17 protein-coding genes are annotated in these 23,209 nt (G+C 41.9%); 5 read left to right on the top strand and 12 right to left on the bottom strand.

The window, feature by feature from the left end; genetic code table 11:
* The first annotated feature begins 10 nt into the window (after nt 1–10).
* Both R7M72_RS04580 and R7M72_RS04585 read left to right on the top strand, forming a co-directional pair.
* A complete protein-coding gene (locus R7M72_RS04580; RefSeq protein WP_258631069.1) occupies nt 11–376 on the top strand; it encodes a hypothetical protein in 366 nt (121 codons plus the stop codon).
* Nucleotides 377–409: 33 nt separating this feature from the next.
* Nucleotides 410–970, top strand: coding sequence for a hypothetical protein (locus R7M72_RS04585; RefSeq protein ID WP_258631073.1), 561 nt, complete (start codon nt 410–412; stop codon nt 968–970).
* 78 nt (nt 971–1,048) lie between these two features.
* Here R7M72_RS04585 and R7M72_RS04590 read toward each other — a convergent pair whose 3' ends face one another.
* A complete protein-coding gene (locus tag R7M72_RS04590; protein ID WP_318056065.1) occupies nt 1,049–1,246 on the bottom strand; it encodes a hypothetical protein in 198 nt (65 codons plus the stop codon).
* An 80-nt stretch (nt 1,247–1,326) separates the two neighbouring features.
* Nucleotides 1,327–1,659 carry a Rha family transcriptional regulator gene (locus tag R7M72_RS04595; RefSeq protein ID WP_258631077.1) on the bottom strand — a complete coding sequence of 111 codons (333 nt, stop codon included), beginning with the start codon at nt 1,657–1,659 and terminating at the stop codon, nt 1,327–1,329.
* A gap of 412 nt (nt 1,660–2,071) precedes the next feature.
* On the opposite strand from R7M72_RS04595, the gene R7M72_RS04600 reads away from it, so the two are divergent.
* Nucleotides 2,072–10,417, top strand: a complete 8,346-nt coding sequence (locus R7M72_RS04600; RefSeq protein ID WP_318056066.1) for a PLxRFG domain-containing protein — start codon at nt 2,072–2,074, stop codon at nt 10,415–10,417.
* 457 nt (nt 10,418–10,874) lie between these two features.
* Here R7M72_RS04600 and R7M72_RS04605 read toward each other — a convergent pair whose 3' ends face one another.
* From R7M72_RS04605 to R7M72_RS04625, 5 genes are all read right to left on the bottom strand, one after another.
* Nucleotides 10,875–11,363, bottom strand: coding sequence for a hypothetical protein (locus tag R7M72_RS04605; protein WP_318056067.1), 489 nt, complete (start codon nt 11,361–11,363; stop codon nt 10,875–10,877).
* A 74-nt stretch (nt 11,364–11,437) separates the two neighbouring features.
* Nucleotides 11,438–13,345 (bottom strand): P-loop NTPase fold protein, encoded by a 1,908-nt coding sequence (locus R7M72_RS04610; protein ID WP_318056068.1) that lies wholly within the window; start codon nt 13,343–13,345, stop codon nt 11,438–11,440.
* 479 nt (nt 13,346–13,824) lie between these two features.
* On the bottom strand, nt 13,825–14,310 hold the full coding sequence (locus R7M72_RS04615) for a hypothetical protein (RefSeq protein WP_318056069.1): 486 nt from the start codon (nt 14,308–14,310) through the stop codon (nt 13,825–13,827).
* Nucleotides 14,261–14,605, bottom strand: coding sequence for a hypothetical protein (locus tag R7M72_RS04620; protein WP_258626079.1), 345 nt, complete (start codon nt 14,603–14,605; stop codon nt 14,261–14,263). The genes R7M72_RS04615 and R7M72_RS04620 overlap by 50 nt, the downstream gene beginning before the upstream one ends.
* 423 nt (nt 14,606–15,028) lie before the next feature.
* Nucleotides 15,029–15,637, bottom strand: a complete 609-nt coding sequence (locus tag R7M72_RS04625) for a Rha family transcriptional regulator (protein WP_318056070.1) — start codon at nt 15,635–15,637, stop codon at nt 15,029–15,031.
* Nucleotides 15,638–16,110: 473 nt separating this feature from the next.
* Here R7M72_RS04625 and R7M72_RS04630 point away from each other — a divergent pair, with 473 nt between their 5' ends.
* Nucleotides 16,111–16,272, top strand: coding sequence for a hypothetical protein (locus tag R7M72_RS04630; protein WP_318056071.1), 162 nt, complete (start codon nt 16,111–16,113; stop codon nt 16,270–16,272).
* A 301-nt stretch (nt 16,273–16,573) separates the two neighbouring features.
* Nucleotides 16,574–16,945, top strand: a complete 372-nt coding sequence (gene queD, locus R7M72_RS04635; RefSeq protein ID WP_170891543.1) for a 6-carboxytetrahydropterin synthase QueD — start codon at nt 16,574–16,576, stop codon at nt 16,943–16,945.
* 89 nt (nt 16,946–17,034) lie between these two features.
* Here queD and R7M72_RS04640 read toward each other — a convergent pair whose 3' ends face one another.
* The 5 genes from R7M72_RS04640 to R7M72_RS04660 form a co-directional block, all read right to left on the bottom strand.
* Nucleotides 17,035–17,502 (bottom strand): GNAT family N-acetyltransferase, encoded by a 468-nt coding sequence (locus R7M72_RS04640; RefSeq protein WP_262638610.1) that lies wholly within the window; start codon nt 17,500–17,502, stop codon nt 17,035–17,037.
* A gap of 94 nt (nt 17,503–17,596) precedes the next feature.
* Nucleotides 17,597–19,312: an EAL domain-containing protein gene (locus R7M72_RS04645; protein ID WP_318056072.1), complete on the bottom strand. Its 1,716-nt coding sequence runs from the start codon at nt 19,310–19,312 to the stop codon at nt 17,597–17,599.
* Nucleotides 19,313–19,523: 211 nt separating this feature from the next.
* On the bottom strand, nt 19,524–20,885 hold the full coding sequence (locus R7M72_RS04650) for an L-serine ammonia-lyase (RefSeq protein ID WP_005376899.1): 1,362 nt from the start codon (nt 20,883–20,885) through the stop codon (nt 19,524–19,526).
* A gap of 97 nt (nt 20,886–20,982) precedes the next feature.
* Nucleotides 20,983–22,236 (bottom strand): aromatic amino acid transport family protein, encoded by a 1,254-nt coding sequence (locus R7M72_RS04655; RefSeq protein WP_005388284.1) that lies wholly within the window; start codon nt 22,234–22,236, stop codon nt 20,983–20,985.
* Between the two features lie 345 nt (nt 22,237–22,581).
* Nucleotides 22,582–23,181, bottom strand: a complete 600-nt coding sequence (locus R7M72_RS04660; protein ID WP_005376901.1) for a CoA pyrophosphatase — start codon at nt 23,179–23,181, stop codon at nt 22,582–22,584.
* Nucleotides 23,182–23,209: the final 28 nt, after the last annotated feature.

Consider the following 23,209-nt stretch of genomic DNA (forward strand, 5'->3'; position numbering starts at 1 on the left):
ATAGATTAATATGGCAAAGCCTAAAAGAAATTTAAAAAGCACGGTCACTTGGGCGCAAGCCTTTAGAGACATTATTTTAAAAGCTATGGACCGAGGTCAACTGTTGCCTGTTCTGGCATTTCTAATCTGTTTGGCTCTGATTTGGAAAATGCCGGAGGATAAGGTGTATGACTTTGGTATGATGATAGTAAATGGTTTTAAGGATCTATCACTTCTTGGTTGGGGTGCTACGGCTATAGTGTGTGTACTATGGGCTGGTCATGCACGAACAATGCGCAGAAACCATAGTTCTGAATATCAACGGATTGGTAGTGAAAAGTCGAAAATGCAGCAAAAGCAATCTAAGATCCCCTTGGGTTCTAGTGATAATTATTAATTTTTTGACTTTCTTCAGTTGGAGATAAGCATAATGCAATATTTAGGCGTAGTATTATTTGTTCTTTGTATAGCACACTATGTATATCAAGCGATCATTCTACCTAGTTTCAGGCAGTCTGCTAGGGATAAACTTTTTATCCTGAGAGATACGTTAAGAGATAAATTGATTGAAGTGCAAGATGTCGCTGATAAGAAAACACTACGAGCCTTTAAAGAGGTTGACGACGGAATTAACCGCTCGTTAAATAGACTTCATCTGCTTACATTTACGAACTTTATCAGAGCATCGATGAATTCTGATGGGTTGAGAAGGCATGATGCTTCGTTCAAGAAGTTCCACGCACTGTTGGAAAGCTCTCAAGATGAGACACCTAAAGAAATTTACATAGAGGTTGGTAAGGTGCTTCATACTGTTTTATCGGTTAACTCGCTAATGTTTATAGTGTACTTACTTCCGTTCGTAATTATCATGCAGTTGATTGGCTCTTTATATCAAAGAGTAAAACAAACCACTGATTATATGGCTGACGCCACCTTAGTGGTAAGAGCTCGACACAAGCTTGAGTCTTCATCAGATAGACTGTATGCATAACGAAAAGGAGCCTAAGTGGCTCCTTTTTACTAATCGTAAGATAAAATAAAGCCAGCTCTTAGCTGGCTTTATTGTGTTTTACATCAAGCTAAGACGTTTAGCTGCAATAGCATTGATCTTAATAATGTCTTGGTTGGTGAAGATTTGGCTGTTATTCATGTAGTGCATAAGCTTCTCTTTATTACACACAAAAGCGTCATCGGGCACAAACTGGAGTCCGCTTGCTCGTCCAGCGACCACGTCAATCAACACTCTAAAGTTTACATGTTCTTTCAAGTCAACGAAGTCTTTGTAGAGGTTTGGATTGAAGTCGATGGAGTTTTTCGCTCTGTTTGGTTAGCTTCTCAGCCATTAAGTTAAAAAGCATTGATGTAAGCTTCTTTGATTATGGCAGCTTTCTTTCCGGTAAAGCCCATCACCAAGAATATGAACCCATCTTTCGTCATTTGATAGAACGGTCGGAGTTTGCTGTTCTGTAACTCATTGTTTTTGTGGCAAAGCTGAAAATTAAGCTTTGTAAATTTCTGGGAGCAATCTAGTGTGGATATTTCTTGTAGGACGTTTTTATGCTGCTTACCAAAGTACTTAGCAACAAGAAGTGAATCGGTAACTAAAGCGTTAGTTTTAGACACGAAAACGAGGTCTTCTGGACGATATTGTTCGATTGGAAGTGTAGTTTGTGCTGGCATAGTCACCTCCTGTTAAGTAGCTTTTCATCACCACCAAGAGGTCTCAATCTGCTGGTGGTGAACTGAACAAGGTTGAGACTACCGCTTAACAGGAAACGGCGCGCCGAAGCGTCCTTATCCAGTCCACCATAATTTGGACACACTGAATCACGCAATAAAAAACCAGCGTAAAGCTGACGCTATCACACCTTTGTAATTGCGGGGTTCCTAATCCCGACAACGGATTTTGCCGTTGCCCGAATAGAATAATTACCGTTAGGCGTGATAGTCAAGTTTTTTTGCAGTACATCATTTCAATTTCAAAAGGAAAATCATTTTGTTTCTCTTGGGATACAAATGTAATCAATCAATGATTTCTCGGGATATAATTTCATCGTCTATTTCCTATTTTTAGTATTTAGAGGGGATATCGATGGATTTCAGAGAGGCGATGCGTCTAGTTGAGGAAAGGGAACACAATCAAAACACATCAACGTTTGGTGACGTTGTTGATATGGCTCAACAAGGCGCTTTGCAAACTTTGGCTGGTGCTGCGAATTTCGTTGGTGCAGAAAAGGCAGCAAGCTCATTAGAGAATTGGGCTAATGAGCAATACGAAACTTTATCGCCTGAAATGCGCGAAGCCATGGCGAAAGATATTATCAATGATGATATGAGCTTTGGCGAAGGTGCTAAAGATTGGCGTACATGGCTAGGCATTGCGTCTAATGTGCTTGGTGGTATGGCTGTAACGATGTTGCCAGCAGGTGCAGTAGGTAAAGCAGCGTCAATGGCTGGTCGCAGCGCAGCGGTGCCCCGAGGTGCCAACGTTGGTACAAACGCACTTCTAAACTTAGCGGCTGGTAACGGTGGTCAAGCCTTAAATGTTCAACGAGAAATCGAGAACATTCCTTATCACGAATTAATGGATTCTCCACAGTTCAAGCGTTATGTGGCCGAAGAAGCGAATAAAAATATCTCTGATGAAGAGGCGCTAAACAACGCTCGTACTCGATTGGCCCAAGAGGTCGGGGATTCAATTAAAACCGATCTTACTTTAGGCATGGTCAACCTGATCGGTGAAACGGTAGGTGATCAGGCAATGGTTAAACTGCTAAAAGGTAGTTTAGGCAAAACAATCAAAGGTGCTATTGGTAAAGGTGTACTTGCTGAAGGTGGCACCGAGGCCGTACAAGGTGGCGTTGAACAATACCGCTCTAACGTTCATACCAAGGAAAAAATGGACGTTGAAGGCGACAATTCTGAAGGCGTTGGCGCGGCTGCGCTTGAATCTGGTTTAGTCGGTGGTTTGATCGGTGGTGGCTTTGGTGTGCCTAGTGGTGTGGCTGGTCGTTACCGCCGTCGTAACTTTGAAACCAAGATTGAACAAGCGATCAATCCAGAAGTGATTTCGCAATTGCGCTCAGTTGGTAAAACCGATCAAGAGATTGAGGCTCTTCTCAGACCTAAGATTGAGAACCGCGCTCTTTCTATGGGCTTTGATGTTAACGAATCTACGGCTTTAGCACATCAAGCGTTAGGTGCTGCAATGGGTAAAGTGCCACCAGCAGCAGAGCGTCATGCAACGGAAGACCAAGCGGAAGCACAACAAAGTATTGAGCCACAACCAGTACAGCCACAGCAAGAGCAACCACAACAACCAATTTCTGAAGCTGCAAAACAGCAAGAGCAAGCGCCTGTTAACCTGTTCTCTTCAGACAATCATGCCGATCTAATCCGTGACGGCCAGCAAGCTGTCAGCGCAATCAAAACTTGGGAAAAACAAGACCGACGCAATGATTACGCGAAGCAATTGCGCCAAGATATGAGTCGTTACTTGGCAACTCTTAATACAGATCTATCCATTGAAGAACGTCAAGCGGCGCAGCGTTCAATGAATTCAATTTACAATGAGTTCTTAAGTGCTATTGGGCAGAAACAAAAATCACCAGTTGATAATGAAGTTGCTCAAGCAGAAATGTTTGAGCCTGAAACTGGCGAAGTAATGGCAGATTCAGAGCTATACCATTCTCAAGATGCTCAACGAGATAAGTTGGAATTGATCCAATCAATTCAACGTGGTGAGCTTGGTTTTGTCGATGAAGTTGCAGCGCAAGACGAAAACTTTAAACAAGGCTTGCAACGCGCCATGGAAATCTCGCCAGCAGCAGTGCTTCAGATTGCAAAAGCACGTCGTGATGGCAGCATGAGCCAAGAGCAAGCGATCAGTGCTTTACAGCGTGTTATTAACTCTGAAGAACTAAAACAAGTCGATCAGTTACGCCCAACTGATGAAGAGAGTTTTCTGCGTGATCAGCAAGCTCAAGAGCGCAATGCTCAACAGCAACTAGAGAATCGCGGCATTAGAACTAATGGCTATCAACCAAACGTTGAGGAAACGCCAGAGTTTCAACGCAATCAGGCGCGTGTTCTTCAAGGTATGAGACAACAAGCTCAAACCAACTCGTTTGCTGGTGGACATAAACCAAACGGTGAGCGTGACGTTACTCCGTTAGCAACGGGTATCGAGAATCAACGACTTTATGATGCGCCACAAGTTGAAAACACGTTGAAAAATAAAGTGGTGAATCAGTTAGTTGCAAAAGAACGCTTTGCTAAAGCAAAGACAGGTAAGGCAGATAACCCACGTTATCAAGCGTACTTAGATACTTTGGAAGCGGAAGAGCTTGAAGCTATCAATAGCAATGCTGGCTATATGTCTTGGATCACTCATCGTATTGCGGAGTTCCGAGACGAAAACGGAATTAAAAAGGGTGCTGATCTAACTTCTTCACAACATAAAGAGTTTGATAAGTATCTACGTGAGTATGCTGAGCGTCACTTATCTGAACGAGTGAAGTCAGAGCGCCCAAAAGCAATTGACTTGACAAAGAGCTATCTGAGTGACGACAAGCCAGAACCTACGAAATCAAAAGTTAGCAAAGCCACCAACAACGAAACTGATGCGCCTAAAGATAAAAAAAGTCGTTCTCGCCCAAGTGGTGCGCGTGACTATCTAAAAGCTATCAATGCACTTCAAAATGGCGAGTACACCAAGGAAGAGGCCATTGAGCTGATCGATAACTACATTGATGATGTTCCCGCTTTAGAGGAAGAACTTCGCCAATTCACGAAGCCAGCTATCGGCAATCTCTTTGCTCAAATGGGCCAATGGATTGATACAAGCTTGCGTAAAGACGATCTAGTTAAACGAGCGGTTAAAGATATCGGCAACCAGTTTGCTGCTATCCAGTCTGATGGGGGAATGTTTGTAGTTAAATCACCTTCAGCTATGCGCAACATTCTTTCTGAAATGAGTGACGCTGATTACAACAAGATTGTTGAGAAACGAAAACAACAAGCAATCGAACGTGAGCTGGAAGAAGAGCGTAAGAAAAAGGCTCTTGATAACCCACAAACACTTGATGATTTCCAAGCCTACGCACGAGCTAACGGCGGAACTATTGATGCTTTCAATGATCAGCAATTAGCCGAGTTTGACCGTCTATACACTGAAAACCAGTTAAGCAAACTAGCAGAGCAAGAAAAGCGCGAACTAGAGCGAAAAGCTGAAGTTAAGGCCGTTGAAACTGATGGGACTATTGAGTTGAGCAAGGTCGATGTTTTCAACGAGGCTAAAGGCGAACAACGCTATGGTGCTGCGTTTAGCGAAGTTGATAGCGATACCTTCAACGATATGAGAGCCAAGGCGAAACAGCTAGGCGGTTGGTACGCACGAGCTTACAAGCCTAAAAATTTGCCAGCTCGTTTTGACTTTAAATCTGAGCAAGCGCGTGATGATTTCCTATCTATAATGGGTGGCTTGAACGTTGATCAAAGCGAACGAGTTAAACACCGCGATCAAGAAAAAACGAAGTCGAAAAAAGAGAAGCAAGTTGAAGCTCTACGCGAAAAAGCGGATTCACTACAGGCGAAAGCTGATGAGTCAAACAACGCACAGCGTTTGACTAATACTTCTCGTCGCGCAGCCATGGCAGCAAGTGCAGCGGCACGAGCAGATAAGCAAGAAGCGCAAGCGAATATTTTACGTAAGATTGCCGATGGCGTTGAATCTGGCGAGTTCCTACTGCTAGGTAACTTGACTGATATCAGCCAGCTTGAAGAGCTAACAAGCGTTATGAACCGTGTTAAATGGGATATGCCTGAAGACGTTCGAGAAAAACTAGCGTATCGAGATCAGCAAGGCAACTGGCATTTAAAACCAGAAACTAAATTTAATCAGGTTGCTCGTTACGTTCGTTTTCCAGCTCCGAAGAGTACGCCAGCGTCACTTGAATACATTGCACGAGAAATCGAAAACCTAGACGGTTACAAGATGACGGCTAAATCTATTCGAGCAAACATTAAAGGCCTGAAGGAGCACGAGAGCGTTAATTTGAATGGTGCGCGTTGGGATAAAGTTATTCCTAAATTGCGCCAGCTAGCGCGTAGCAAATCAAATACTGTTTACCGTGTCGAGCACATCAATGAGCTGTTCAAGTCTCAAGATCGCTTAATTCGCATGGGCATTAAAGGCGATATCACGTTGCGCCAAGCTTTGCGTGAATATGAGCAAGCGAACAACGGAAAAATGTCAACGCAGAAAGAAAAAACACGCTTACAAAAACTCACAGAGAAGATTGAGGAAACTGTACGCGGTAACCGTAATGCGTTTAATGACTTCTTCCCAACTCCTGAAGCCGAAGTGAAAAAGCTCATTGATTTAGCCGATATTAAACCAGGTATGAAAGTGCTAGAGCCAAGTGCTGGTATGGGCCACATTGCCGATCAAATTGCAGCTCTAAATGGCGTAGATCTTGATGTTGGTGAACTTGCTTTAACTCTAAGCGAATTACTTGAAGAGAAGGGGCACAACGTTGTTGCTGGTGATTTCTTGGAATATGACGCTGGTGAAATCTATGACCGCATTGTTATGAACCCTCCATTTAGTAACGATGCAGATATTCACCACATCAACCATGCGCTAACGATGCTAAAAGATGGCGGTAAGTTGGTTGCTATCACCAGCTCAATGGCTGGTAATCGTGGTAACACAACAAATAAAAACTTCCGTCGTTACCTAGATGAAGTCGGCGCAGAAGAGATCAACCTAGACGCTGGCACATTCAAGAACAGCTTGAACCCTACGAACGTAGCAACAAAGATTATTGTTATTGAAAAACCAGCGAACGATCAGTACGACGACATTCGTTTCAGCAAGGCCAGCGAAGTCAACAAAAAGCCTTCCACCAGCCTATCGCCTGAAAAGGTTACTCAAGCTGCTCAAGATTGGATTAACCAATACGACGGCTTGAAAGGTGCGAATGTAATGGTTGTGCCAACTATGACCGATCTGCATGAACTGGTTGATACTGAACCCAACGCTTTTGTTAAAGGCGCATGGTTGTCTGGTGATAACCGTGTTGTGCTGGTGGCAGAAAACTTGGAAAACGTTGCTGACGTTCGCCGCACTTTGCGCCATGAGTTTATTGCTCACAATGGCCTATACGCAAACCTAGACGTTGCTCAACAAGCGCAGTTAACCAAGAAGGTCAACAGTCTACGAAACGTTAACTCTTTGAAAGGCATCTTTGCCGAGGTTGATAAATCATATCGAACCGCACCGGAAGACGTAAAAGCGGAAGAGGTGATCGCTAAGATTGCAGAAACAGAGTCTAGCGTTTCTCAAAGAATCTTAGACAAAGTGTTGTCTTGGGTGCTTGGTGCATTGCGTCGTTCTGGCATTTTGAGTGCAGAGAAAATCACGCTTTCCGAAGTGCGCAACATGATCAACAACGTGGATAGCGACCTTCGAAAACCTAACGGAATGACCACGCTTTCTAACGTTGTGCGCTTTAGCCAAACAATCTCAAGCATGGATGAGGATTTGGCGCAGCAAGGCGATCCAATTGTGAGCATTGCTGATGCGTTGGCAGCGAAGAATGAGAGTTTCTACAAGCAAATGCTTGGCAAGATCAACGTTCCATTTATTAGCAAGCAGTTTGATGCGCTTAAAAATGGCGGCTGGGCGTTGTTAAACCTACGTCAAATGGCTGAAGTAGGTAGAAAACGAGTAAGCCGTGAGGTTGGCAATATTCTTGAGTCGTATGTAAACAACAAAGATCTGTTTACTACACGCAAAACAGACTTGATTGAGAAAGTTCACAAACAAGCTGATGCTTTGAATAAGTTCCGTAAGGATAAGCCAAAAGACGCCGAAGCCACCTTTAGTTTGTTGCACGATGCGACGTTGGCCGATGTTGACCCGTCAAAAGAGTACGTAGACCAAACTGATGAGAAGAAAGCGCTACTCAAAACACTAACAAAGCTTTACCAAGAGTACGGCGGTTCGCAAACTAAGCGCGGTTCCGAAATCTGGCAAGAACGCCAAGCGCTAGAGCGTGAGATTAAGAACGAGCCGAAACTAAGACTTAAACACAAGGCATTACGTGAGAAGTTCCTACAGCTTTCGCCAGATGCTCAAAAAGTCTTTACCGATGTGCGCGATCACTACATTAGCCAACGCGAGGAAATGGATAAGGCGCTAGAAGAGCGCATTACTGATCTTGCGATGGCTGGTAACAAACGAGCAGGTGAGAACACTTACCATCGTTACATGATGGAAAAATCACGCCTTGGTTTCTATGTACCGTTGGCGCGTTTTGGTAACTATTGGATCGATGCCGTTGACTCAAGCGGTGAGCGTGTATTCCAAATGTATGAGACTGAAAGCGCCATGATGAAGGATCTTAAAAAGCTTCAGGCGGCTGGCTACAAAGTTCAGGATGATAAGAACGCGAACTTAGAAGTTGGACAAGTGCGCTTTGGCCTAAAAATCCAAGAGAGTCGCGGCCTAAACGGTGCTAGCGCGTCATTCGTGAGCGATATTATTAAGGCGATCTCAGGTGCGAAAACTAATGACAAGGTAAAAGATCAGTTAACTGATGAAATCTACCAAATGTATTTGCAAACCATGCCTGATCGCTCAATTCGTAAATCATTCATTCACCGTAAAGGTGTAGCTGGCTATTCAGAGGATGCGGCTCGTGTGTTAGCAGATCAGGGTGTTCGCCAAGCGAACCAACAAGCGCGACTAGAAACAGAGAAGCGCTTCACCGATCTAATGGAAGAGTTGAAGATTGCTACGGACAAGAGCAATAACGTGTCAGCGTCACGCTTGTATAACGAAATGGTTAAACGCCACGAATGGATGATGAACCCACAACGCGCACAATGGGCGCAAGCGCTAACTGGTTTTGGCTTCTTCTGGCAAATCGGTATTTCACCAGCTTCGGCAATGGTCAACTTATCCCAAAATTGGCAGATTGCTTTGCCTTACATTGGTTCACGTTTTGGCTTTAAGGAAACCGCGGCAGAAATGGCAAGTCTATCTGGCCTATTTGCTAAGACGTTCGTTGCTAAAAAATCAAAAGCTGGCTTGCGTGGCGATATGGATATGACCAACGGCATTTTGGGCGACGTACTTAACCAAGAAGAGAAAGAGGCATTACGCCACGCGATCAAAATTGGTGCTATAGACGTAACTCAAATGGCCGACTTAACAGGTATGGCAGAGCAAGAGTCGTCAAACTATACGGGCAAATGGGCGAGAGCACAGCAACTAATCGGTGCGCCTTTCCATTGGGCCGAAGTAATGAACCGTGAGGTTTGTTTTATCACTGCTTACCGTATGGCGAAGAAGAACGGACTAAGCAAACAAGAGTCACTTGATTACGCCACTAAAGCGACTTGGGATAGCCACTTTGACTATTCGAGCCGTAACCGCGCTCGATTCATGCAAGGTGACGTTGCGGCAGTAGCATTGCAGTTCAAACAGTACAGCCAAAACATGACTTACTACTTGTTTAGCCGTTTCTTTGATTCAATTAAAGACGAAACGCCAGAGGTGAGAAAGGAAGCGCGTAAGCAGTTGCTTGGCACATTTGCCGTTACGTTTGCCATTGGCGGTCTAAACGCTCTACCAGTCGCAACAATCGCGGCACTTGCGAATATGGCCTATGCAGTGGCAGGTGATGACAATGAGCCTTGGGACGCAGAGACAGAGCTAAAAGCGCTACTTGCTAAGACGTTCGGAGAAGATATTGCGAAAGGCTTGTATTACGGTTCAATGCCTAGCGTTTCAAGCCGCATCAACATTGACTTGCTTCGCCTTTGGGTTCAAGAATCAGACGCACAAGATAATGTTGGTGTTGCAGAAAACATTCTTCAACAGGCGGCAGGTGCTTCATTTGGTATTGCCGTATCTTTGGCGCGTGGTCTGGACTACATGACAGAAGGCCAATACTTGCGCGGCATGGAATACATGACTCCAAAATGGATGAAGGACGTTTTTAGAACTGCGCGATACGCTTCAGAAAGTGGCACTGTCACAAACCGAAATGGTGAAATTATCATTGATGATGTGACGTTGTTTGAACATGCTCAACAAGCGCTTGGTTTTACTCCGGCTCGACTTGTTCAACAGTACGACACAAACAGCGCATTGAAAGGTTACGAACGTCAAGTTACTCGTCGTCGTCAAAGCTTAATGAATGCTTATTGGCTGGCGGTACGCACTAAGGATAGTGATGGACGTAAAAATGTGCTTAACAAAATCCGTGAGTTCAACCGTTCTGAATGGGGCAGACAAAACCCGATTACCAACGAAGTTTTAAGTCGTTCAGTGAAGCAACATTTCAAAATGGCGAGTAAATCACAAAATGGTGCGCACTATAATCAAAAATATATGAAGTTGCTGCAAGAGCAACAGAGTTGGTAGCATTATTGGAGTGCTTAGAAAAGAAGTATGGAGAGATCTAAAATGACTGCTAGTAAAAGCACCTTAACAGCAATGATTTTGGTTTTAACTGGTGGCGCGTCGTGCGCCACCGCAGCGTAACGATAGCGGAAATTCGCAGAGTATGAGGCTCAAAAGTGTTAAGAAGTTTCTAGATACAATAAGTGCAGTAACTCGTACAGGTCTTATACGCCCTCTGGCTAGTTGACTAGATTGAACTACTGGTATTGTCACTCACAATTAGACAAAAGTTTGCCAGTGACTTTGCTAATGTAGCAATCCATGAATTACTTTAGGTATGAAAAAATCCCTTAGTAAGATGTTCAATCTCGTTTGCCTAGATCAACACAAAGGCACTGGGCTTGTTCAACAATCGGATTAAGCGCTGGCTTCGCAGCGTTTAATCCTAATTTGTTATTCGGTCACCAGCAGCGTCAGTTTAACTAAACGACTTTTGAGCATAGCTTTCTAAGTCATAGACAACTTGAATGAACAGATCTGTTAGCCCACAGCCATATTTTTCATAAGTTTCCTGAAAGTTCGCACAGTCTTCTAGTGCACCCATTAGTTGCTCTAAGCCATCAGATAGATCGTTGAAATTATCTTTACACTTTAGTACCAGATTTTTCAGCTCTCCTTTGTTTGGCTCGTACCCTAGTTCATGGGCAAACTTATTACGCATTTTATTAATGCTTTGAAGTGCAACTGCTACGCCATCAGGAATTAGTTCGAGTGAATTAATGAGAGCAATTTTCCGGCTATGGCTTAAAGACATAAAATGGCTTTTCAACTTTGGGTCATAACTCGTGATGATTTCTTCAAGTAAGTGCTCTATAACGAGATGTCCGATAAGAAAGCCAGACAATAGATCTGACTCATCTATTTTATGAAACAGAAATTCTTCATACTTGTTCTCATATAGGAACATTGCTACCTCATATATCTATTTCTCGACAGATTGAATAGCCTTTCGATCGTATAATACCCAAAACAGCGCCAGCGTTAGCTGTCTGACTGACTTTGCTTTTTAGCCTCGAATTGCTCCAACGCCTCTGCTGCAGGCCTGAAGTAGGTGTTAATATAAGATTGCAATTGGTAACCGCTAATCTTCCCCTCAAATAACTGCCTTTTTTCTTCTAGCAGCCTAATGACATTTCTGAGCCACTCCAATTCAGGAAGTAATGAAGCATTAAAATTATCGAACTTATACCTTTCAGAAAATGCATAACAAATCGTATTTCTTGAGTCTGGTATGGCACTTACAAATGCTTCAACGAATTTTTCGGCGTCAATGTATTGAAAAATTGGTACTTCGTAGTAAATGTTATCTGAATCATTGCAAAGTACCACTTTTCGATAGAATAACTTGGGGTCTTCACTTATTAAGTTAATCAATTCATCTCCAGCAGTCGGGTAGCCTTCAATTATTGCCTGTTCACTTAGCCGATCAATATATTTATTTAGCTCCTTGAATTCATCTGATTCTTTTTCGTGAAAACCTAGACCTCCCCATGATTCATTTTCTCTAAACCTTGGTCTATTGGAAACTTGAGAATTAAGATTGCCTGCCTCTTTAAGATGATCAATATAGGAACAGGAAAACTCAAGAATCTCGCGCCTAGTCTTCTTCATTAGTCCTATCTTGGATAACCAAAGAAAAATACCAGCAACATGTCTAACAACACCTAACTCAGAGTACTTCATCTCGAAGAAATCGTTCTCCACAGACGCAAGTGCGGTGGTGAACTCGTCATCACTCAAATCCATTGAGTGCCACAATCTAACCCAGTCAGGAGTTGTTTCTGTACGATAGTATTCTGACTTTTCGAGAGATTCTTGTAACCGTTCTTCAGAGCAACAACCTTTATCAAAGAAATCAATCCAAATTGACTCTTCGACTAATAGATCTCTAAGGCTTACATTTTTATATTTCTTGCTCACTCTGTGGTACGGTGTTTCTTCTTTCTTTTTTGAGTCTCTATCAAGTAAGCCTGAAAAATATGCTGTCTTAAAGTTTGAAATATCGTTTGGGAGAATACTCCCGCTCTTTATCTCAAATGACAAAATAAGAAATATTCTTAATAAGTGATCAAGTAACCCATCTTTCGAAGATGCATCTCGACTGACAAATGATAAAAACCTTTCAAAATCCCAAAGAGCTTGCTTTAAGTGCCTTAGGTTTTGGTATTGTGAGCTTTCATAAATCTCAGATATCAAATTGATGTTTTTATTGTATAGTTCTTGCGCACTAGTACTTTTAACTTCGGAGATAAAGTTAACTAAAGCTCCACTTAAATCAGGGTTTATCTCAAAGGTTTTTCCTACCAACTTTTCCTTTATTCTTCTATATGCAAGTTTGAAGTCATCTCGTTGCTCTTGATGTGCTAATATCTCTTCCTCATTTGCAATAATAATCACTTTGTAACCTTGGTGCTCAACATAGTGGTTTATATACCCAAGAAGACTTTCGAGATTAATTGAGGCTCTTTCAAGGTCATCAAAAACAATAATAAAACCAGATGTATTGGTTAGATAATCAGGTAAATTTAACTCTGGAGCTTGAGCAGATACACTGCCATCAGCTTTTCCATCGCCGTCTAAATCAATTTTTAACGTAGCCTTTAGCAACCCTTTAGCTATCTTTCCTGTTAAAGCCATGCTTTTTGACGATAATAGTGGGTGAAGCTGCTTAAAGAACTCATCTTCTATTTCTTCAAATGACGTTACGCCATAGAGGCTAACATATAGATATTTACCATTTTGTTGTGCGAGTGAATTAAGCGTTTGGTTTATAAACCAAGTCTTGCCCGTTCCCCATTTTCCTTTCAAAAGGACTGCATAACCGGGTTCCTGCTCAAATGAATAGTAGTACTTTAAAAATTCCTCGATGTGTAAGTTGGGGGCATCCATTACTAATCACTTCTCCTGAACTATGAGTTTTTGTGGCTAACGCTTTATATACGGAATTTTCCGTGTTTGCATTCCGTCTATATTGCTTGTATTCATTATGAAACTCAACTGGTATCAATCTATTGTGTCAATCGGCTGAGAGTTTCGGGGTAGAACAACGGAAAGATTCCGTATAAGAGCCCAAAGTACGGATTAGATTAAATTGGTCTATTGCGGTGCTCGTTAGTCCATCAGTTCGTGGAGCCAAGAAGGTTTGAGGCATTTCTGTGTTACATTCCCATCAACAACCCTTAGGAAAATATTTGCCAGCCACCTTCCTAAATTATAAGTTCATAAGTGGCTAATAAATCTGGAAAATTTAGTCATATAGTGTTCAATATTTGTGCTTTAAGAGCTAGAAGGGGCGCCTTCGACATTATTATTTTTTGTAACAAGACAGACAGAACAACCAACACTCATAATTCGACTTTCTTGAGTGACTACATATCAGGGTAAAGCCCTTTATCTTGCAAAGCGTAGCGCAAATTAAATGGCTGATTCATCCGCTCTGCTAGTTGCGTAAGCTCTTTTTCGTCTAAATGTTTAACACGATCCGAAGCTAGCTTATCAAGAGGAGTTAAATCGACTGAATAATAATTGAGCTTTTCTTGATTATCCTCTGCTACTAACGATTTTTTTAGTTTAGCGGTCGCGTCCTTCATACACATTCGATCTGTATAATTAGCTAAATAGCCTATTGTCGTTTTTTTATCATCATCACTCAGAGAATCAAACCATAAAGAATTAGGGATAGTAATTCGATTTTCATTCGCAATCTCTTCGCAGTAATCGAATCTCTCTTGCCATTGTTTTTCTGCCGTCTCACTATCCAGAACAGAGGCACAGCCAAACAAAAGAAGACATAACGTTATAGCTTTACTTGGATACTTCACTGACGCAGTTCCAAAACTTTCGTTCTTCACCATACGTGTAAATCTCCTGCTCATATGCAATATTAAATATCTTATTACGTGTAAATTTCGATGCGCCTAGCATTGCTCCTCCGAACGCTTCCCAATCGTATTCCCTGATGGTTATAAACTTCTCGAAAGCGCTAGTAGTGACGCTTGGAGTTCCAAATATGTTATAGAAAGGGGTTGAAGCTAACGTTCCATTGAGTAAGTTACCTGACTCCATAATGTTTTTTATGTCAGCGACGGCACGCCTACTCTTTTCGCTAAGCTTCAGATTGTTGATATCACATACGCCTAACTTTGCCATTTCATTGTTTTCTTTGAGGTAAAATTAGTGTTATACAGATTTGGAAAAACTGAGTCATTACTGCTTATGTGACACTGAGCGTATTCTTTCAAGAACCTTCGAAATCACCAATAAAATTGACTTTTTGAAAGCATATAGTTGTGTGATAACGCTTTGAAGGTTTGAACTTTTTCACTGTCCTGATTCAATTTGCTCAAACAAAGGGTGGTTAGTTATAACTATAAAGAGCAAAAACCTGAACTCAAAAAATGTGCGAACCAAAAGGTTGTTACAATGAATAGTATCAGCCAAGATCTGCTGACACGTCGATAGACAGAACCGATTTAATGCAACCTGTCAGATCTAGTCATATAGGGGAAAAACTGACAGATTACACCTAGGTTGGTACAAATAAAGCCAGCTCTTAGCTGGCTTTATTGTGTTTTACATCAAGCTAAGACGTTTAGCTGCAATAGCATTGATCTTAATAATGTCTTGGTTGGTGAAGATTTGGCTGTTATTCATGTAGTGCATAAACTTCTCTTTGTTACACACAAAAGCGTCATCGGGCACAAACTGGAGTCCGCTTGCTCGTCCAGCGACTACGTCAATTAAGACTCTAAAGTTTACATGTTCTTTCAAGTCAACGAAGTCTTTGTAGAGGTTTGGATTGAAGTCGATGGAGTTTTTACTCTGTTTGGTTAGCTTCTCAGCCATTAAGTTAAAAGCATTGATGTAAGCTTCTTTGATTATGGCAGCTTTCTTTCCGGTAAAGCCCATCACCAAGAATATGAACCCATCTTTCGTCATTTGATAGAACGGTTGGAGTTTGTTGTTCTGTAACTCATTGTTTTTGTGGCAAAGCGTAAAATTTCGCCCTGTAAAACCATGCGAGCACTCCAAGTTTCTGATTTTACGAATCACGTCTTTATGTTGTTTGTTAAAGTACTTAGCTACCAGAAATGAATCGGTAACTAAAGCGTTAGTTTTAGACACGAAAACGAGATCTTCAGGGCGATGTTGTTCGATTGGAAGTGTAGTTTGTGCTGGCATAGTCGCCTCCTTTGTAATGATATTTAAATCACCACCAAGAGGTTCCTAATCTACTGGTGGTGAACTGAACAAGGTTAGGAACTACCGCTACAAAGGAAACGGCGCGCCGAAGCGCCCTCATCCAGTCCACCATAATTTGGGTGCACTGAATCACGCAATAAAAAACCAGCATAAAGCTGGCGTTATCACGCCTTTGTAATTGCGGGGTTCCTAATCCCGACAACGGATTTTGCCGTTGCCCGAATAGAATAATTACCGTTAGGCGTGATAGTCAAGCTTTTTGTAGCATATCATTTTAGGTTTTAAATAGAAAACGCATTTGTATTTGATGGTTTATTTTTGTTTTCGAAAGTTTATTTTTTGAACATTAATACTGGATATATATACAGCAACTATGTAGTATATAGCTGTGAGCTACTAATGCATGATGTAGCTATAACTTGTTTCTAAGCGTTGTGCGTGAGGATTTAATGATGGAGCAGTTGACTATCAACTTACGAGTTATCGCCAAGTTAATGGAATGCGAGGTTCTTGATGATGCCACAAAAGAGTTCATTCAGTGCGCAGTAATGAAAGCAGCCCTTATTCTAGAGGAAACAAAGTTTACTAACATTAGTAAAGAAGACGATTCTTGATCGGGATTGCTTTAATCTATTAATTAAAAGGGAACGCGTAAGTGCTCCCTTTTTTTGTGGGATGTAGAGGGTGTTCAGATATTATGAATGGAAGTTTTACTAACTTGCGCATTGCCTCTTAGCCGACGATAATGGCCACATCATCGTTTCGTTACTGCCCGATACTTTTCTTAAATCACGCTAACTTGTGTGTATATCTGGGAGTGCGAAAAAATACAGTGTGTATATAAGTGTGTATATTGTTTTTCATTTACACCATTTGAACGCTGTAAAATTCTATATAAAACAGAGGTTTACAAAGTTGTCATCCCATTTCTCAGAAATATACAAAGAGTTTATGTTCGAAGCAGCACACCATTTGCCACACGTACCAGAAGGTCACAAGTGTGGTCGTTTGCACGGACACTCTTTCCTTGTTCGTCTTTATGTAGAAGGTGAAGTTGATCCACATACAGGTTGGGTAGTGGATTTTGCAGAGATCAAAGCTGCATTTAAACCAATTTACAATCGCTTAGACCATTACTACCTAAACGACATTGAAGGGTTAGAGAACCCGACTAGCGAAGTGTTAGCAAAATGGATTTGGCAGCAGCTTAAGCCAAGCTTACCACTGCTAAGTAAAGTAGAAATCAAAGAAACGTGCACAGCTGGTTGTATTTACAAAGGCGAATAAGTCACTTTCTATTGAGCATTAAACAAAGGCAAGCGAGAAGCTTGCCTTTGTTGTATCTGAATGCCCCAATTTTGATTATGCTTCGCCTGCTAGCTTAATGGATGTCGTAGAATCCATTCTTTTTCATTATCACCCAATGTTGTTTCCTCTGTATTAATGAATCCGCACGCATCAAAAAAACTGATAGCGTATTGCTGACTTTGTGGAACAGTGGCGCAAAGAGAGGTGCTTTTAGGGTTAATGGTATACGCATAAAGGAACAGTTTACGCAATGCCTCACTCCCAACCCCTTGACGTTGGAAATGTTGATCAATCATCAAGTATTTAAGCTCCAGTTCGTATCGTTTAGCAAACGGCGCATGTTGGGAGAAACCTTTATCGATAACAAGATAGCCTACTAATAGGTCATCAGAATAAATCGTAAAGAACACCTCTGACTTACTACGTTTTTGGTAAGCCATTTCAAACGGTGTAAAAAATCCTTTTTGCTCTTCTTGCACATCCAATTGCATCAAACTTGAAAAATCTTTCAGTTTGGTGGGTTTAATCGCAATCATCGCTCAATCACAAATTGGCGGCATACCTTTATGCCACCACGAGTTTTTATAGAGTATTAGATCTATTTTAAGTAACTAACCGAGTGAAGAAAAGCTAGCAATGAAGAGGGTAATAATAACCTTGGTGAATGTATGCGCCCAATGTTGTGAGTAAGTGAGCACTGTCTGCCGTTTCTACGCCTTCAACAATGACCGTGCAGCGATACGTATTGCCCATAGCAATTAACTGACGCAAGGTTTCTATCTTTTTATCATCAGATTTTAGGCCAATAACAAATTCTCGGTCGATTTTGAGGTAGTCCGGATTCAGCTTGCTGATAAGCGCCACATTATTATTGCCGGTGCCAAAGTCATCAATACTGATTTTACAATCCAGAGCTTTTAGTTTCGCGACATTGCCATAAATCTCAGAGGTATAGTACATCGATGCATTTTCTGTGATTTCGATTGTCAGCAAACGGCAATCCCGATTAGATAGCTCTCTATATAGGATTGAAAAGTTACGCCCTCGCAGCAAAGAAGGACAAACGTTAATGCTGATAGGGATGGGCAACGCTTTTTGTTTGGTGTAGATGGAATCAATCACCAGTAAGGTATGAGTTAGCAGCAATCCATTGCGGATCAGTGTTTCAATAAACCGTTGCGTATTTTTTACCTTAAACCGGGAGAGGGCTTCGTAGTGCACAATCTTTTGTGCCGAAGTGTTATAAATCGGTTCCAGTTTTATTTTGAATTGTCGAATTGCGCACAAGTAAGCCATAAAGGCTTGTAGGGAGCGGTGACGCAGTATAATGAGAAAAAGTAAGCTCAGTAGAATGATACTTTGAAACGGTCCAGAGATGTAATACACCTCTTTATAGCCACTATTCTTTACGTGATAATTGAAAAAGCGTTCATTGGTGTTACCAATCTCTAACGACGTTCCGGTATTCGTTGATAGCTTCATACCGGAAAGAAAAAAACGTGAAATATGATTTTCAACATTGTCGGATAAGTTAATGTTTTTAACACGAACCAAAACAGTTGCGTTATTTAAGTCAAATGATTGGGTCGTGTAATTGTTATTGTTACTCCACTCTTCAAAGGCTTTTTTGCTGACAGGGACAACGGTTTCTGGAGTGACTAAGCATCGAATATTGAAACGATCTAGCATCATGCTCGATTCCACCAACTTCACATTATCAAATAGCGACTTCAGTTCGCTTTCATTAGCAAAGCAACTCCTGCGGGAAAGGCTCTCTGCAATTTCGAAGGCGTTATCCAGATAATTATGTTTAACGATGCTGTTTATCGCGTAGTAACAGATAGCAAAGAAAATGATCGCAGTGATCAACACAACCCACATTGCTTCTGAATAGATCTTTTTATTACGCAGGCAAATACGAAGCGCTTTGCGAAGACTATTGGTTGTGTATTGATTGATCTTCTGTTGATGTTTGATGCCATTCTGATGGTTGTTTTGCATAGTAAAAGGGATGAAGTATCCGGTCCGGTGAATGTTTTCGATAATGTTTTTGTTAGTGGTTAAATGTTCTTCCGTGAGCTTGCGAAATTTCTTTCTTAGAGCGGCCACCGCGTTTTTAAAGCCATTTTCAGGCAGTGTCATTTTGTATTGTTGAGTGATTTTGCTTTCTATTAACCGCTGACTAATCGGCGTATTTAAACTGCCGTATGTGGCGATAGTTGACAGAATGGCGTACTCATTTGGGTTGACAGGAATGGAGTGGTGGAGTGACTGATTGAGCTCTAGAGATATTTCGTTTTCGGACAAGCAAACGCAGATTTGGTTTCCAATTTCAAACCTAATCATGTGTTGATGTGCTCCAAGTTTAATTTTTGGCTACGTTATCAATAAAGCTAGGGAAGAGATGTGATTTTTTACTGAGATATCCATAATATTTGGATATATTCAACGTTTTAGGTTTTTTTTACTTGTCCTGATAACGCATTTTCCTGGGTTTTTTAGGTATAAAAAAACCCGAGCACAGACTCGGGTTTTGATTGGTATTCAGAAAGGCGTGTTAGCAAATCACTTTGATTGCTAGACCACCTTGAGATGTTTCGCGGTATTTCGCGTTCATGTCTTTACCTGTTTCTAGCATGGTTTCGATAACCTTATCTAGAGAAACAGTTGGAGCTGAAGAGCGACGTAGTGCCATGCGAGTAGAGTTGATTGCTTTTACTGCCGCAATACCGTTACGCTCAATACATGGAACCTGAACCTGACCTGCAACTGGGTCACACGTTAGACCTAAGTTGTGCTCCATCGCGATTTCTGCTGCCATACATACTTGCTCAGGGCTACCACCCATAAGCTCAGCAAGGCCTGCTGCTGCCATAGAACATGCCACGCCAACTTCACCCTGACAGCCAACCTCTGCACCAGAGATAGACGCGTTACGCTTGTAAAGACCTCCGATTGCGCCAGAAGCTGCAAAGTAACGGATGTAATCTTTTTCAGTCACAGTTTGGATGAACTTATCGTAGTAAGCCAGTACCGCAGGGATGATGCCACACGCACCGTTAGTTGGTGCTGTAACAACGCGGCCACCTGCTGCGTTCTCTTCGTTTACTGCGAAAGCAAACATGTTTACCCAATCAACAACAGACATTGGGTCGTTTGTTGTCTTTTCTGAAGTAAGTAGCTGCTGGCGAAGTGCTGCTGCACGGCGAGGCACACGCAGTGGACCAGGCAAAATACCTTCTTCATTCATACCGCGATCCATACACTCGCGCATTGTGCGCCAGATGTTCGCGAAATAAGTACGAGTTTCTTCATCTGAATGAAGCGCATGCTCATTCTTCATGGTTAGTGCGCTGATGGACAATCCACTTTCGTGGCATTGGTTAACCAGTTCCTCTGCCGTTGTAAACGGGTAAGGTACTTTTACTGGGTTCTCAGCTTCTTTACCGAAATTTTCTTCATCAACGATGAAACCACCGCCGATAGAGTAGTAAGTTTTTGAGTACGCTTTTTCGTCATCAATCCAAGCGTGGATCTGCATGCCGTTTTCGTGTAGCTCTAGGTTTGTTTTGTGGAAGTTCATTCCACCTTCACGTGGGAACGATACTGTGTGACAGTGCATGCCAACAGGAAGGCGTTCAGTTTCTTCTACACGAGCGATAAAGCCCGGGATAGAATCGATATCAACTTTCTCAGGAGTGTTGCCTGCAAGACCCATGATGATAGCAATATCTGTGTGGTGACCTTTCCCTGTCAGTGATAGTGATCCATAAACGTCAACGGTGATTTTAGTGATATCGCGCAGTTTTCCCATTGCACGAAGATCATCAATAAACTCTTTACCCGCTTTCATTGGGCCTACAGTGTGTGAGCTTGAAGGTCCAACACCGATTTTATAGATATCAAAAACACTAATCATATCGATTACCTCAGAAGAAAGCCTCCCAAGGGGAGTTGGGAGGCTTAATTTTATCGTTATATTTTTGGATTAATCATACTGCACTGGGCAGAGATGATTAAAGAGCGCCGTAGATTACAGAACTAATTGCAGCAAGACCACAGATTGCTGTGAAAATTTGCACAGGTGCTGAAGTTTTGTACTTAGCCATCGCAGGAACTTTTTGCATTGCGAAGATTGGCATCAAGAATAGGATTGCCGCAATCATCGGTGCACCCATTGTTTCAATCATACCTAGGATGCTTGGGTTAACGATAGCAACGATCCAAGTTGTGATTACAATGAAGATTAGAGACATCTTCTCGATCTTACTTACTGGTGATTTTGAACGAGATTTCACTAGACCAACTAGACCTTCGTGCGCACCCAAGAAGTGGCCAAAGTAGCTAGAGGTGATCGCTGCGAAAGCAACCAATGGACCCATGTAAGAGATCAGTGGAGATTCATGCACGTTTGCTAGGTAAGAGAGAACAGAGATGTTTTGCTCTTGCGCCGTTGCTAGTTGCTCTGGAGACAGAGAAAGTACAACAGAGAAAACGAAGAACATAACAAAGCCCATCAGCATCATTGCTGCGCCACCGGTGATAGCGTCAGTTTTCTTAACTGCGTCATCACCGTATACACGACGTTGCTCTTTAGAGAACTGAGAAATGATTGGGCTGTGGTTGAAAGAGAACACAATAACAGGGATTGCTAGCCAAACGATAGCTGGCATTGCACCCCAGTCAGGTGACACTTCCATCATTGAAGTGTTCCAACCAGGAATTAGGTATACAGACAGTGCTAGTAGGATGAACACGAGAGGGTAAACCATTGCTGAAGTTGCTTTCAGCATAAGCTCTTTACCGAATACTACGCCTGCTGTCATTGCAGCAATAAGTGCACCAGAAAGTAGCCAGCGAGGAATAGATTCCATGCCCATTTGGTTAACTAGGAAAGAGTCAACTGTGTTTGTGATACCAACACCGTAGATAAGTACGATTGGGTAGATAGCGAAGAAGTAAGCGAACGTAATAAGGTTTGCGCCAGTCTTACCAAAGTGCTCTTCTACTGTGTCGGTGATGTCCGCTTCAGGGTTTTTCGCAGAAAGAACGAAACGAGCTAAAGATTTGTGTGCGAACCAAGTCATTGGTGCTGCGATTAGGGCTAGGATTACTAATGGCCAAAAGCCACCTGCACCTGCTTTAATAGGAAGGAACAGTACACCTGCACCTACTGCCGTACCAAAAAGGGACAGACACCAGGTAAAGTCTTTGTAAGAAAACTTACTAGACGATTGTGCGGTAGAAACCGCAGAAGTAGTTGTATTCATTTTTTAGTTACTCATTTTGGGAACAGGAAATAAGTCGGGAGTAATTTTGCAAGATTTTACACTAGGAAAATTAGATCTAAATCATTTATTGCTTACGCTTATTGAATGATATGTCAAAAACCTGCTTTTTATCACGAAAATGATGTGCTACTCGTGATTTCTGCTAATGAGTAAAATTAGAAAAACTTATCAATAGGGCTGTTTGTATAAATTTATTTCACCGCAAGCGTTTGCGGTGAAAATGGAAAATTAATCTAATGTGAATGAATGTTTATGAAGCAACGTTTTATTAATATTGATGCGCATAATGATCGCGCCTATAAAAGCACCGATATCAACAACTGTTTAATGTGAAATAATATGTTTTTGCATTGATTCGATAATTTGTGCCGTCATGCCCCAGATGAAATGCTGTCTATATGGGATAGCAAATACACGATGACTGCTTCTTTTTAGGTCAAATTTGGTGCTATACAATTTTTTGGGGTTCAGAATATGGTTGGCAGGAACCTCAAAAACTGACTCTACTTCATTTGGGTCAATATGCGTTTTATATTCCGGAGAAACAAAAGCCAAAAAAGGTGTCACATTAAACTGACTAATCGTTGGTAGTGTAGGCAGTTGACCAAACACATGAATATGCTCATCTTCTATCCCAACTTCTTCTTTGGTTTCTCTTAAAGCGGTATTCACGAGCTGAATATCTTCCTGCTCATATTTGCCACCGGGAAAGCTGATTTGTCCCGGATGATGGCGTAAGTGGGCTGCACGCTTAGTCAGAATGACTTGTAACCCGTCATCGCGTTCCACAAAACCGATTAAGACTGCCGCATCTCTCAGGGACTTTTCTTTCATCCATTTCAGTCGTGCAAGGGACTCTTTGTGGTAGCCCGTTGGAAGCCGAAATTGAAAGTTCTGTAGTAAATGAGTTTTGTCGATAACCAAACTGAGTCCTTATTTATCGTGCCTAACG

The sequence above is a fragment of the Vibrio sp. YT-18 genome, from assembly GCF_033337345.1.
In the GTDB taxonomy this organism is placed as follows: domain Bacteria; phylum Pseudomonadota; class Gammaproteobacteria; order Enterobacterales; family Vibrionaceae; genus Vibrio; species Vibrio alginolyticus.

Coding starts and splice junctions, on each gene's coding strand:
- R7M72_RS04580 (WP_258631069.1), top strand. CDS start 11: ATGGCAAAGCCTAAAAGAAATTTAAAAAGCACGGTCACTTGGGCGCAA.
- R7M72_RS04585 (WP_258631073.1), top strand. CDS start 410: ATGCAATATTTAGGCGTAGTATTATTTGTTCTTTGTATAGCACACTAT.
- R7M72_RS04595 (WP_258631077.1), bottom strand. CDS start 1,659: ATGCCAGCACAAACTACACTTCCAATCGAACAATATCGTCCAGAAGAC.
- R7M72_RS04600 (WP_318056066.1), top strand. CDS start 2,072: ATGGATTTCAGAGAGGCGATGCGTCTAGTTGAGGAAAGGGAACACAAT.
- R7M72_RS04605 (WP_318056067.1), bottom strand. CDS start 11,363: ATGTTCCTATATGAGAACAAGTATGAAGAATTTCTGTTTCATAAAATA.
- R7M72_RS04610 (WP_318056068.1), bottom strand. CDS start 13,345: ATGGATGCCCCCAACTTACACATCGAGGAATTTTTAAAGTACTACTAT.
- R7M72_RS04615 (WP_318056069.1), bottom strand. CDS start 14,310: ATGGTGAAGAACGAAAGTTTTGGAACTGCGTCAGTGAAGTATCCAAGT.
- R7M72_RS04620 (WP_258626079.1), bottom strand. CDS start 14,605: ATGGCAAAGTTAGGCGTATGTGATATCAACAATCTGAAGCTTAGCGAA.
- R7M72_RS04625 (WP_318056070.1), bottom strand. CDS start 15,637: ATGCCAGCACAAACTACACTTCCAATCGAACAACATCGCCCTGAAGAT.
- R7M72_RS04630 (WP_318056071.1), top strand. CDS start 16,111: ATGGAGCAGTTGACTATCAACTTACGAGTTATCGCCAAGTTAATGGAA.
- R7M72_RS04640 (WP_262638610.1), bottom strand. CDS start 17,502: ATGATTGCGATTAAACCCACCAAACTGAAAGATTTTTCAAGTTTGATG.
- R7M72_RS04645 (WP_318056072.1), bottom strand. CDS start 19,312: ATGATTAGGTTTGAAATTGGAAACCAAATCTGCGTTTGCTTGTCCGAA.
- R7M72_RS04650 (WP_005376899.1), bottom strand. CDS start 20,885: ATGATTAGTGTTTTTGATATCTATAAAATCGGTGTTGGACCTTCAAGC.
- R7M72_RS04655 (WP_005388284.1), bottom strand. CDS start 22,236: ATGAATACAACTACTTCTGCGGTTTCTACCGCACAATCGTCTAGTAAG.